At 61.7% G+C, this 11,951-nt stretch carries 9 protein-coding genes and 1 riboswitch; of the genes, 2 read left to right on the forward strand and 7 right to left on the reverse strand.

Going from position 1 to position 11,951, the window contains the following annotated elements; translation table 11 throughout:
* Positions 1-164 precede the first annotated feature (164 nt).
* The gene (locus ACTNBU_RS02105) at positions 165-635 is read left to right on the forward strand and encodes a helix-turn-helix domain-containing protein (RefSeq protein WP_441030227.1); all 471 of its coding nucleotides are present in this window, start codon (positions 165-167) and stop codon (positions 633-635) included.
* A gap of 77 nt (positions 636-712) precedes the next feature.
* On the opposite strand, the gene ACTNBU_RS02110 is transcribed toward ACTNBU_RS02105, so the two are convergent.
* The 4 genes from ACTNBU_RS02110 to ACTNBU_RS02125 form a co-directional block, all read right to left on the reverse strand.
* Positions 713-2,872: a M28 family peptidase gene (locus tag ACTNBU_RS02110; RefSeq protein WP_441030229.1), complete on the reverse strand. Its 2,160-nt coding sequence runs from the start codon at positions 2,870-2,872 to the stop codon at positions 713-715.
* 450 nt (positions 2,873-3,322) lie between these two features.
* Entirely contained in the window at positions 3,323-4,099 is a 777-nt protein-coding gene (gene trpA / locus ACTNBU_RS02115; protein ID WP_441030231.1) for a tryptophan synthase subunit alpha, read from the reverse strand.
* Positions 4,092-5,282: a tryptophan synthase subunit beta gene (gene trpB, locus ACTNBU_RS02120; RefSeq protein WP_441030233.1), complete on the reverse strand. Its 1,191-nt coding sequence runs from the start codon at positions 5,280-5,282 to the stop codon at positions 4,092-4,094. Before trpB ends, trpA begins: the two co-directional genes overlap by 8 nt.
* Before the next feature lie 393 nt (positions 5,283-5,675).
* Complete coding sequence (locus tag ACTNBU_RS02125) at positions 5,676-6,464, reverse strand: carbon-nitrogen family hydrolase (RefSeq protein WP_441030235.1); 789 nt, start codon at positions 6,462-6,464, stop codon at positions 5,676-5,678.
* Between the two features lie 181 nt (positions 6,465-6,645).
* Here ACTNBU_RS02125 and ACTNBU_RS02130 point away from each other — a divergent pair, with 181 nt between their 5' ends.
* Complete coding sequence (locus ACTNBU_RS02130) at positions 6,646-7,113, forward strand: VOC family protein (RefSeq protein ID WP_441030237.1); 468 nt, start codon at positions 6,646-6,648, stop codon at positions 7,111-7,113.
* A 92-nt stretch (positions 7,114-7,205) separates the two neighbouring features.
* On the opposite strand, the gene ACTNBU_RS02135 is transcribed toward ACTNBU_RS02130, so the two are convergent.
* The 3 genes from ACTNBU_RS02135 to rpsO form a co-directional block, all read right to left on the reverse strand.
* Positions 7,206-8,591, reverse strand: coding sequence for an alanine/glycine:cation symporter family protein (locus ACTNBU_RS02135; RefSeq protein ID WP_441030239.1), 1,386 nt, complete (start codon positions 8,589-8,591; stop codon positions 7,206-7,208).
* Positions 8,592-8,716: 125 nt separating this feature from the next.
* Positions 8,717-8,815: riboswitch (glycine riboswitch) on the reverse strand.
* Between the two features lie 277 nt (positions 8,816-9,092).
* On the reverse strand, positions 9,093-11,243 hold the full coding sequence (locus tag ACTNBU_RS02140; protein WP_441030241.1) for a polyribonucleotide nucleotidyltransferase: 2,151 nt from the start codon (positions 11,241-11,243) through the stop codon (positions 9,093-9,095).
* Between the two features lie 350 nt (positions 11,244-11,593).
* Positions 11,594-11,860: a 30S ribosomal protein S15 gene (rpsO, locus tag ACTNBU_RS02145; protein ID WP_441030243.1), complete on the reverse strand. Its 267-nt coding sequence runs from the start codon at positions 11,858-11,860 to the stop codon at positions 11,594-11,596.
* Positions 11,861-11,951: the final 91 nt, after the last annotated feature.

Consider the following 11,951-nt stretch of genomic DNA (forward strand, 5'->3'; position numbering starts at 1 on the left):
TTTACCGTATCGATACGAATCATCCCCGGAAGCAGCCGCTTCCGGGGATTTTTTATGCCAGCCAGCAGATCCGCATACGACGCGTGACAGGACGCCGCATCTGTGATAGAATGGATGCCGTCAGAACAAAGCCGTCCCCACGATCAAAAGGAGGAAATAATCCCATGGTTACTATCGCACAGCGCATCGAGGCGCTTCGCATGCAGAAGGGCATGAGCCGTCCCGCCCTGGCGGCGGCGTTGGGCTTTCCCAGAATGTCCGTTGAAAAATTCGAGACGGGCCGTCAGACCCCCTCCCAGGACCAGCAGACCAAGCTGGCCCGGTATTTCGGCGTCTCCCTGTCCTATCTCCGGGGTGAGAGCGACGATCCCACCAGCATGGAGTCCTGGCTCAGTGGCGGCTTCGCGGAGGAGCCCGCCGAACCCGCCGTCCGGTCTGCACCCAAGGCCGCACCCCGTCCCGCCGCCCAGGTGGTGCAGTCCTCCGGCGGCAGCGGCGACAGCGCGGTGTTCAGCGCCCTGCTGAAAAGCAAGTCCTTCCAGACGCTGGTCCGGGACACGGTGCTGGAGGTCCTCCGCTCCCCCGAGGGCCAGCAGCTTCTGGCTAAGGCCGTGAAAAAAGAGCTGGACCGCTGAGAGAATCTCACATATGCGCATCGACCCGCTGCCCTATGGCTCCGGGTCGATGCGCATATCGGGCAGTGTTGGGTTCCTCAGCCCAGCAGGGTCGCCAGCTCCGTCATGGCGGCGGTCTCCTGGTCCCCCAGCTCCCGGAGGATCTCCATCTGGGCCTCCACGGCAGCCTCGTAGACGGCGATCTCCTCCCGGAAATCTCCGCCCTCCTCGTCATAGCGGACGAAGAGACTGCGGGTGGCGGCGTCCACGTCGGCCTTGGTGAAGCCGATGTCCGTGCCCCAGTACAGGTTGTCCTGATTGCCCTCGCCCCAGAGCATGTCGTCCTGCACGACGATGACCTCCGGAGAGAAGTACATGGCGTACCACTCCAGCACGTTGTTTACCGTCCAGGCGTACTCGTCCACCGCCGCGGCCACGTCGCCGGTCTCCAGGCAGGCGATGATGTCCCGGCACAGTTGGATGTTCTCCTGGGGCGCCTCATGGGGCACGATGGGCCGCTCATACATCAGACCCAGCAGGTGCTTCTGGGCGTACCGGAAGGCCTCCAGGTTCTGATCCGTCAGCTGCCTACCCTGGTCCCAAAGGGCTGCCATGGTCTCCGCATCGTTCTCCTCCCGAGCCTGGCGATAGCCGCTGTTGACGGTCTCTACCTGCTCCTTCATGGCCCGGGCGGCGGTGTTCAACGCCTCCAGCGCGTCCTGGAAGGCGGACACATCCACGCCGGCCTCCGCCATCAGTTCCTCATCCATGGCCTCCAGCACCCGGTCATACTGGGCGGTGAAGTCCAGATACAGGGCGGGGGTCTGGTCGACGTACATGGCCAGGGCACCGTAGTACTGGATGTTGAAGTTCATGACTGCCTCGTTGTAGGTGTCCGGATTGTCATACTGACTGTGGTAGATGTTCTCATAGAAGGGGAACACCGTCTCCATATCCTCCTGCAGCAGGAAGCCGTTCACCGTGGAGGGCACACCGGCGGCGTAGTAAGAGAAGTCGTCGGAGTAGGTGTAGGTCTGGTAGCCGCCGGTCAGCACGCCGTCGGGGAAGCAGCCCACCGGATCGGGAGAGTAGTCGTACTCGTTGGCGAAATAGTCCAGCATGGTGAACATCTCCGGCGCGGAATAGGTGCTGGTGTAGGTGTCGAACTCATAGGCAGGCAGCTCGAAGTTGATGAAGGACAGGGTCTTCCCCACCCACTCGGGGTGGACATGGTTGATCATCTCCCAGGCGCCCACGGTCCAGTCGTACTGGGTGTAGGAGGAACCCCACTCCTCGGCGCCGTGGAGGCAGAACACGATGTCGTTCTCCGGCTGATAGCCCGCGTCGATCATGGCCTTGGCCATGGCCAGCACCAGGCCTACAGCGCAGTTGTCGTCCTGGAAGCCCCAGAAGTGGGCGTCATAGTGGCCTCCTACCAGGATCTGATGGTCCGAGGACTTTCCCTTCAGCACGCCGGTGACGTTGTAGGTGGTGCCCGCGTCGATGTCCACCTCGTTGTCCACCGTCAGGGTGGCGGTGACCGGTCCGGCGGCCAGCTTCTCCCGGATCTCCCGGGAGTCCGCCACGCTGATGGACAGGGTGGGGATATTGGCCGGGCCGCAGATGTCCTGGCTGTTGAGGGCGTCCTCCGCGATCTGGGCGTAGCCGCCCACGTTGGCGGCCAGTACCGCCGCCGCGCCCTGATGCTCCGCCTCCAGCATGGGATAGGTGATCCACCAGTCGTTCCGCTGGTCAATGTCGATGAGAACGATCTTGCCGGTGACGTCCAGGTCCTCATAGTCCCACATGGTGCCCTTGCCCGCGTAGACCACCTCGGCGGTGATCCCCTCAGCGGGGGTGGAGGCGGCGGCATAGGAGTAGACGTCGTAATTCTTCCCGTCCACGGTGAAGGAGGCGCCGTTGAACTGCCAGCGGTCGCACTGAGCGGCCACCTTTTCCACATCGGTCAGGCCGATGTCCTCCATCACGCCCGCCAGATAGTCCGCGGCGGCGTGCTCCGCGTCGCTGCCGGAATTCCGGCCGCCCAGGTCGGAGTTGAAGAAGGACGGATTGGTGGTCAGCTCCAGGGCCACGTCATAGGCGAAGTCCGGAGAGACGGCGCTGATGTAGCTATCGTACAGCTCCTGAAGCGTGGGGGACGCGGGAGCGGATGCCGATGCGGCGGGCGCCTGCGTCTGGCTACAGGCCGTCAGCAGCATCGTCAGGCCCAGGAACAGTGCGGTCAGGGATCTTTTCAATTCTCTTTTCCTCCTAATAAATGGAATTTTGATCTATAAAAAACAGGTGACACGTTTTGAAACGTGTCACCTGTTGTCTTACGAAATTCCGGCGCCCTCCCATGGCGCGCGGAACCGGGATCGACTGGCAGTTCAGAGTCTATACAGCAAAAATCACTTTTACCACTCTTATTGACCGTTTCACAAGTTGACATGTTCCAACTCATAAAATTTGAGCTTTGAACTCAATCAATAAGGCAACGAAAGTTGCCACCCGCACCCGCGGTGCGGTCCCCGGCTCCTCGACGGGTTTTCGGCATTTGACCCGGCCGTCCGTGTAGCCTTGGCCCTTCCGGCAGAAGGGCGGTCATGATTTTTGACTGGACAGACTCCAATCACAAATTGGGGTTAGTATAATCGCAATCGGAAAAAAATGCAAGCATTTTTTTGAGGGATTTTTCCGCAGAGACCTCACGCCTGACGCACGGCGTCCTTCATGGATTTCACGTAGTCATACACGTAGGGCGCGGCGTCCCGGCCGTACTTCCCCACCAGCTTGACGATGGCGCTGCCCACGATGGCGCCGTCGGAGAGACCGGCCATCTTCTTCGCCTGCTCCGGCGTGGAGATGCCGAAGCCCACGGCGCAGGGGATGGAACTGGCCTCCCGCACCAGCTTCACCATGGCCCCGATGTCCGTGGTGATCTCGCCGCGGGTGCCGGTGACACCCATGGAGGAGACGATGTACAGGAAGCCGCTGGCCTCCCGGGCGATCATGGAGATGCGGTCCTCGGAGGTGGGGGCCACCAGGGAGACCAGATCCAGGCCGTACCGCTTGCAGATGGGCTCGAACTCCTCCTTCTCCTCAAAGGGCACGTCCGGCAGGATGAGGCCGTCGATGCCAATGCCGGCGCAGGCGGAGATGAACCGCTCCGAGCCGTAGGAGAACACCACGTTGGCGTAGGTCATGAACACCATGGGGACGGTGACATCTTTCCGCAGCTCCCGGACCATGTCGAAGATCTGATCCGTGGTAACGCCGCCGGACAGTGCCCGGATGTTGGCCGCCTGGATGACGGGACCCTCGGCGGTGGGGTCCGAGAAGGGGATGCCCAGCTCAATGAGATCCGCTCCGGCCCGGACAGCCTCCCGGACCACCCTGACGGTGGTCTCCAGGTCCGGGTCGCCGCAGGTGATGAAGGCGATGAACGCCTTGCCGTTGGCAAAGGCCTTTGCAATGTTACTCATGGAGATTCTCCCCTCTGTACCGGGCGATGGCGGCGCAGTCCTTGTCGCCCCGGCCGGAAATGTTGATGACGATGATCTGATCCTTCCCCATGGTGGGCGCCAGAGTCATGGCATGGGCCACGGCGTGGGCGGACTCAATGGCGGGGATGATGCCCTCCGTGCGGCTGAGGTACTCAAAGGCGTTTACCGCCTGCTCGTCCGTGATGCCCACGTACTCTGCCCGGCCGATGTCGTGGAGCCAAGCGTGTTCCGGGCCGATGCCGGGATAGTCCAGACCGGCGGAGATGGAGTACACCGGCGCGATCTGTCCGTACTGGTCCTGGCAGAAATAGGACTTCATGCCGTGGAAGATGCCCTCCCGGCCGGTATTGATGGTAGCGGCGGTCTCCGGGGTGTCGATGCCCCGGCCCGCGGCCTCGCAGCCGATGAGCCGGACGGAGGGATCGTCGATGAAGTGGTAAAACGCGCCGATGGCGTTGGAACCGCCGCCCACGCAGGCCAGCACCACGTCGGGGAGCCTGCCCTCCTTCTCCATGAGCTGCTGTTTGATCTCTTTGGAGATCACCGCCTGGAAGTCCCGGACGATGGTGGGGAAGGGATGGGGGCCCATGACGGAGCCGAGACAGTAGTGGGTGTCGCTGATGCGGTTGGTCCACTCCCGCATGGCCTCGGAGACGGCGTCCTTCAGGGTACCAGTGCCGCTGGCCACGGGGATGACCTCCGCCCCCAGCAGCCGCATCCGGTACACGTTCAGGGCCTGGCGTCTGGTGTCCTCCTCGCCCATGTACACCACGCACTCCATGCCGAACAGGGCCGCGGCGGTGGCGGTGGCCACGCCGTGCTGCCCCGCGCCGGTCTCGGCGATGAGGCGGGTCTTGCCCATCTTTTTGGCCAGCAGCGCCTGGCCCAGCACATTGTTGATCTTGTGGGCGCCGGTGTGGTTCAGGTCCTCCCGCTTCAGATAGATCTTCGCCCCGCCCAGGTCCTCGGTCATTTTTCTGGCGAAGTACAGGCGGCTGGGCCGTCCGGCGTACTCATTCAGCAGTTGCGTCAGCTCCGCCTGAAACGCCGTGTCCTCCCGATAGCGGTCGTAGGCCTCCTCCAGCTCAATGACGGCGTTCATCAGCGTCTCGGGGATATACTGTCCGCCGTGGATGCCGAAGCGCCCTTTTCTCTGTGTCATAAAAATTCCTCCCTGTCGATCTCTGTTCCGTTGAAACGCAAAAAAACCGTCCCTGATGGATGATCCATCAAGGACGGTAGAAATTCCATACCGCGGTGCCACCTTGTTTCACGGTCAAAGCCGTGCCCTCAGCAGAGTACCAACATACTCCCGGCAGGATAACGCCCGCCTCCGGCGTCACGGGATACTTGCGGACAACCGCTTTCACCGCGCCCTCAGTGACCCATTGTGACCATCTGCATCTCGATCCGGATCCCAGCACCCCGGACTCTCTGCGCGCGCATGGCGGCCTTTACTTTCACTTCAATGGTTTAAAGCAATATTTGACTTATTGGCGTTATCATACTCGCCTTTTCCCCGGTTGTCAAGAAAAACTTTGACACCGCCCGGCCCTCACAGGTCGTACACGTCCGGGCGGCGGTCACGGTAGACGTCCATGGCCCGCCGGGTGGCCAGAATGTGGGAGACATCCAGGTCCGCGGTGACGATCTCCTCGTCCCGGCCGCCCAGCGCCAGGCACTCGCCCAGCGGTCCGTAGACGGCGGAGTGGCCGCTGTACTGGACGCCGTCGATGACACCGCCGGGGCTGGTGCAGGAGAGATAGCACAGGTTCTCAATGGCCCGGGAGCGGTTCATGATATCCCACACCAGCACCTTCTCCTCCGTCCACTCGGCCACCAGGAACTGCACCAGGGAGCCCCGGAGCATCTCCGTGCGGAACAGCTCCGGGAAGCGGATATCGTAGCAGATCACCAGACTACATGGCACGCCGTCCAGGGTGAAATTGCAGGGAGAGTTGCCGGCCCGGAAGGTCTTATCCTCCCCGGCGGGGCTATACAGATGGACCTTGTCATACTGGGCGATCATCTTCCCCTCCCGGTCAAAGACGCAGGCAGTATTGTAGAGATGTCCGTCGGGCTTTCGGTTCACCACCGACCCGGCGATGATGTTGACGTGCAATTCCTTCGCCAGGGCGGAGAAGGTCTCCCGCACCTGGGCGCAGTCCTGATCCGCGAAGTCGCCGATGTTCCCCTCCGGCGCGAAGCCCGTGGTCCAGGTCTCCGGCAGGGTGATGACATCCGGGTGCTGGAGGGCGGCCTTCCGCACCAGCTCCTCCGCGTGAGCGAAATTCTCACGGGGCGAATTCAGCTTGATATTCATCTGAAGCATACTGATTCTCATGATGTTCCTCCTGTTTTGGCGGTCTTTAATGGTCTTTTTCTATCAAAACTGTACCACAGCCGCCGTAAATTTGCAAGTTAGCGGCGGACACCGGTTGAAAAACCCCAGCGCTCATGTTAGAATCAGAGCATCCTGTGAAGCAGGCGGACGGCCTGCTCTTTTGGAAAGGGCGGAGCGGCAGATGAAATTCAAAAATCCCCTGCTGGCAGTGCGGGATATGGAGCGGTCCAAGGCATTTTACCGGACCGTGTTGGGCCTGCGGGTCATCATGGACTTCGGCGCCAACGTGACTCTCACCGGCGGCGTGTGCTTACAGACCGCGGACAGCTGGGCAGATCTTCTCCGTGTTGGGGCGGAGGACATTCGGTTCGGCGGAAAAGACGGAGAGCTGTACTTTGAGGAGGACGACTTCGACGGCTTTCTGTCCCGGCTGGAGGGCCTACCGGACATCCGGTATGTCCATCCGGCACTGGAACACCCGTGGGGCCAGCGGGCCGTGCGCTTTTACGATCCCGACGGCCACATCATCGAAGTGGGCGAAAATATGAAAAACGTGTGCAGACGGTTTCTGGACAGCGGCATGACGCCGGAGGAAACGGCGGAACGGATGGACGTCCCCCTGAAATTCGTCAGCGGCTGTATGCGCTGAACAGCCATTGCAAAAGCCCCGCGGTCTCCGGATCCTGCCGGATGCCGCGGGGCTTTCTGTTGAAACGGTCTGCGCTTTAGGATGGGCCGGACTTACTTTTTCAGCTCGTCGCCGTCGCCGCAGGCGGCCTTGGCCACCAAGCCGCTGAGCGCCAGCACCGCCAGCAGGTTGGGGATGACCATGAGGCCGTTGAACATATCGGACATATCCCACACCAGGCTCACCTTCTGGAAGGAGCCCACGAAGATGAAGCACACGGCGATGACGGCGTAGGCCACCCGAGCGGTCTTGCTGCCGTGGAACAGGGCCTTCACGTTGGTCTCACCGAAGAAGTACCAGCTGATGATGGTGGAGAAGGCGAAGAACAGCATGCAGATGGCCACGAAGGCGTTGCCGAAGGAGCCGAAGGCCTGGGTGAAGGCCGCCTGGGCCAGGGCCGTGCCGGTGAGACCGCCCTCCTTCATGGGCTCCAGCAGGCCGGAGGACAGGATCACCAGCGCCGTCATAGTCAGCACCACGAAGGTATCGATGAACACGCCCATCATGGCGATGACGCCCTGATCCTGTGGCTTTTCCACCTTTGCCAGGGCGTGGGCGTGGGGCGTGGAGCCCATGCCGGCCTCATTGGAGAACAGGCCCCGGGCCACGCCGAAGCGCATGGCCTCCTTGACGCCCAGACCCAGTGCGCCGCCGAAGACGGCCTGGGGATTGAAGGCGCACACGAAGATGGACTTGATGGCGGGGAGAAGGTTGGCGTGGTTGATGACCAGGATGACGAGGCTTCCCAGGATGTAGAAGCAGGCCATGATGGGCACGATCTTCTCCGTGAAGGAGGCGATGCGCCGCACGCCGCCGATGAAGATGAACGCGGCGATGGCGGCCACAACGACGCCCATGACGGCCTTGGGGATGCCGAAGGCGGTGTGGAAGGCGTCTCCGATGGAGTTGGACTGGACCATGTTGCCCATGAAGCCCAGGGCCAGGATGATGGCGATGGAGAAGAAGCCGGCCAGGAACTTGCCGAGGCCGCCCTTGAAGGCCGCCTGGATATAGTAGATGGGACCGCCGGTGACATGGCCGTCCTTGTCTGTGGTCTTGAACTTCTGTGCCAGCACGGCCTCGCCGTAGATGGTGGACATGCCGAAGAAGGCGGAGACCCACATCCAGAAGATGGCGCCGGGGCCGCCGGAGTACAGGGCGGTGGCGCAGCCGGTGATGTTGCCGGTGCCCACCTGGGCGGCGATGGCGGTGGTCAGAGCCTGGAAGGAGCTCATGCCCTCCTTGCCGGCCTTTTCGCCGCTGAGGGAGAAGCTGCCGAACAGGCGGCGCCAGCCCTCGCCGAATTTGCGGATCTGGACAAACCGGGTACGGATAGAGTAATAGATACCGGTGAGCAGCAGCAGGAACAACAGCAGCAGCTGCTTGTTCCACAGGACGTCGTTGACTGCGCCAACGATCTTGGTGATGATGGCTTCCATAGTGTTGATTTCCCCTCTGTTCCCGGCAAACGAGACAAAAAGAAAAAGAGCGGGACTGTGACACGGTCCCACTCAACCAACAGATCCGGTAATCCACTCCGCAGAACGCGCGGAAAGACCCTTCCGGTCTATACTCTGTCCTTTTACCTGAGAGATTCAGCGCGGCCGGCCGCCGCGCCTTGCACCTTCGGTACTCGTCATTGAGCTTCTCCAGAGCCACATCCATTCTTAGTCCCCACCCGGATCTCCGGGCGCCTGAGAGTTTTACTCCTTCGGCAGGCTTCCGCCATTTCCCTAAGAACTTCGTTTGCCGTTATTGAATTTTCCCCCGGAAATCCGGAGCAAGTATTACCTTACTACGTTCGACAGCAATTGTCAACAGAGGCGGCAAAAAAGTTTCAGAAAACCCTTCTGCCCGCCGGTTCGTGTGACAAAAGTCCGGGAGGGAAGATCCCTCCCGGACTTTCCTGAAGCGCTGTTTTGTGTCCGGAGACGCGGTTCTTACTTGATGCGCTCGCCGGCGGCCTCCTTGGCCTTGATCTCGCGCATGGCGTCCTTGTGGCTCAGGTTCACGCGGCCCTTCTCGTCGATGTCGGTGACCTTGACCCACATCATGTCGCCGATGCGGCAGGCGTCCTCCACCTTCTCAATGCGGTGGTCGGCCAGCTTGGAGATGTGGACCAGGCCGTCCTTGCCGGGAGCCAGCTCCACGAAGGCGCCGAAGGTCATCAGCCGTACCACGCGGCCATAGTACAGCGCACCCACCTCCGGCTCGAAGACGATGTCGTCGATGCACTTCTTGGCGGCGTTGCAGGCCTCGGGGTTAGGGGCGGAGATGAAGATGGAGCCATCGTCGTTGATGTCGATCTTGCAGCCGGTGTCGGCCACGATCTTCTGGATGACCTTGCCGCCGGAGCCGATGACCTCGCGGATGCGGTCGGGATTGATGTGCATGGTCAGCATCTTGGGCGCGTACTTGGAAACTTCCTTCCGGGGCTCCGCGATGCAGGGCAGCATGATCTGGTCCAGGATCTGGCACCGGGCGTCATAGGTGATGTCCAGAGCGTTCTTGATGATCTCCATGGTCAGGCCGTCGTTCTTCAGGTCCATCTGAATGGCGGTGATGCCCTTCTTGGTGCCGGCCACCTTGAAGTCCATCTCGCCGTGGAAGTCCTCCACGCCCTGGATGTCGATGAAGGTGGTGAAGGAGCCGTCGTCGTCCTGGATCAGGCCGCAGGAGATGCCGGCCACGGGGGCCTTGATGGGCACGCCGGCGTCCATCAGAGCCAGGGTGGAGCCGCAGATGGAACCCTGAGAGGTGGAGCCGTTGGAGCTGACCACCTCGCTGACCACGCGGATGGCGTAGGGGAACTCCTCCACGGAGGGGATCACGGGCAGCAGGGCGCGCTCGGCCAGCGCGCCGTGGCCGATCTCACGGCGTCCGGGAGAACGGGCGGGCTTGGCCTCGCCGACAGAGTAGCCGGGGAAGTTGTAGTGGTGCATATACCGCTTCTCCGTCTCCTCCCAGATGGTGTCCAGCTTCTGGTTGGCGGAGAGGGTGTCCAGCGTACAGGCGGACAGCACCTGGGTCTGGCCGCGGGTGAACAGGCCGGAGCCGTGGGCGCGGGGCAGCACGCCCACCTCAGCGGCCAGGGGACGGATCTCGTTCTTCTGGCGGCCGTCCACGCGGTGGCCCTCCAGCAGCCAGGCCTTGACGATCTTCTTCTGGAACTTGTAGGTGATCTCCTCCAGGTACTGGTCCATATCGGGATGGGTGTCCAGATACTTCTCGTGCCACTTCTCGATCATGGCGTTCCAGCGGGCCTCACGGACGTTCTTGTCGTCGGTGTCCATGGCGGCCTTGGCCTCGTCCATGAAGTTGGCCACGATGTCGTCGAACAGCTCCTGATCGAAGGCGGCGTGGGGATAGTCGAACTTGGGCTTGCCGATCTCGGCGACCATCCTGTTGATCAGCTCGATCTGCTTCTGGTTCTCCTCATGGGCCTGACGGATGGCCTCGAACATGACGTCGTTGGGCACCTCGTTGGCGCCGGCCTCGATCATGACCACCTTCTTGCCGGTGGAGACCACGGTAACGTCCAGGTCAGAGACCTTCCGCTGCTCGCTGGTGGGATTGAACACCAGCTTGCCGTCCACCAGACCCACCTTCAGGGCGCCCACGGGGCCGTTCCAGGGAATGTCGGAGATGGCCAGGGCGGCGGAGGTGCCGATGAGGGCCGCGATCTCGGGAGAGCAGTCGTGGTCCACGCTCATGACGGTGCACATGATGGACACGTCGTTGCGGAAGTCATAGGGGAACAGGGGCCGGATGGGGCGGTCGATGACACGGCTGGTGAGGATGCCCTTCTCGCCGGGACGGCCCTCACGGCGGTTGAAGCTGCCGGGAATACGGCCCACGGCGTACATCTTCTCCTCAAAGTCCACGCTCAGGGGGAAGAAGTCGATGCCGTCCCGGGGACGGGGAGCGGCGGTGGCGCAGCACAGCACGCGGGTGTCGCCGTAGCCCACCATGACGGCGGCATTGGCCAGTTCGGCCAGCTTGCCCACCTCCAGGGTCAGGGGACGGCCGGCCAGCTCCATCTCATACTTGTGATAGTTGGGGAACTGTCTCTTGGTGATGATGGTTGACATTGCGTTTCTCCTTTACATTTGATGTTGCTCGGGAGGGACGCTTTTCGTATTTGAAAGCATGTCCGAGTCTCAAATTCGGGCACAGTTTCAAACACAAAAAGTCCGTCTCTCCCGGCGGGAATTCCGATTCTTCAGCAGGGAAAGGGTCGTCCGGAGGGCCTGCGCCCTCCGGTTCCACCGGCCGGAGCCGGTGAAACGGACGGGATCATTTTTGCAGCGGCGTGTACGGCCCAAAAAATGACCCTCAGGTTCCGGAGTGTGCGAACGCCCCGCCGCATTGCGGCGGGGCGTAAGTGCGCGGAGAAATCCGGCAAGCCCCGCTCAAAAAAGTCTGAACAACTTTTTTGAAATCACTTCCGGATGCCCAGCTTGGCGATCAGGGCACGATAGCGCTCGATATCCTTCTTCTGCAGGTAGTCCAGCAGACGGCGGCGCTGGCCGACCATCTTGAACAGGCCCCGGCGGGAGTGGTTGTCCTGGGGATTCTGCTGGAGATGGGCGGTGAGGTTGGCGATCCGCTCGGTGAGAATGGCCACCTGGACCTCGGGGGAGCCGGTGTCGTTCTCATGGGTGCGGTTGGCGTTGATGATCTCGGTCTTCTGTTCTTTGCGCAGCATAATCAATTTCCACCTTTCATACGATGCCCCGCGAAACTGCGCGCCGGGCCGGTGAAGATCCGCGGTACGAAGCTTCGGGGAAAGTTTTCTG

Source organism: Dysosmobacter sp. HCP28S3_G4 (assembly GCF_052065175.1).
In the GTDB taxonomy this organism is placed as follows: domain Bacteria; phylum Bacillota; class Clostridia; order Oscillospirales; family Oscillospiraceae; genus Oscillibacter.

Bases quoted from the DNA above. Each gene is read 5' to 3' on its own strand.
- ACTNBU_RS02105 (WP_441030227.1), top strand. From the start codon at position 165: ATGGTTACTATCGCACAGCGCATCGAGGCGCTTCGCATGCAGAAGGGC.
- trpA (WP_441030231.1), bottom strand. From the start codon at position 4,099: ATGAGTAACATTGCAAAGGCCTTTGCCAACGGCAAGGCGTTCATCGCC.
- trpB (WP_441030233.1), bottom strand. From the start codon at position 5,282: ATGACACAGAGAAAAGGGCGCTTCGGCATCCACGGCGGACAGTATATC.
- ACTNBU_RS02125 (WP_441030235.1), bottom strand. From the start codon at position 6,464: ATGAGAATCAGTATGCTTCAGATGAATATCAAGCTGAATTCGCCCCGT.
- ACTNBU_RS02130 (WP_441030237.1), top strand. From the start codon at position 6,646: ATGAAATTCAAAAATCCCCTGCTGGCAGTGCGGGATATGGAGCGGTCC.
- ACTNBU_RS02135 (WP_441030239.1), bottom strand. From the start codon at position 8,591: ATGGAAGCCATCATCACCAAGATCGTTGGCGCAGTCAACGACGTCCTG.
- ACTNBU_RS02140 (WP_441030241.1), bottom strand. From the start codon at position 11,243: ATGTCAACCATCATCACCAAGAGACAGTTCCCCAACTATCACAAGTAT.
- rpsO (WP_441030243.1), bottom strand. From the start codon at position 11,860: ATGCTGCGCAAAGAACAGAAGACCGAGATCATCAACGCCAACCGCACC.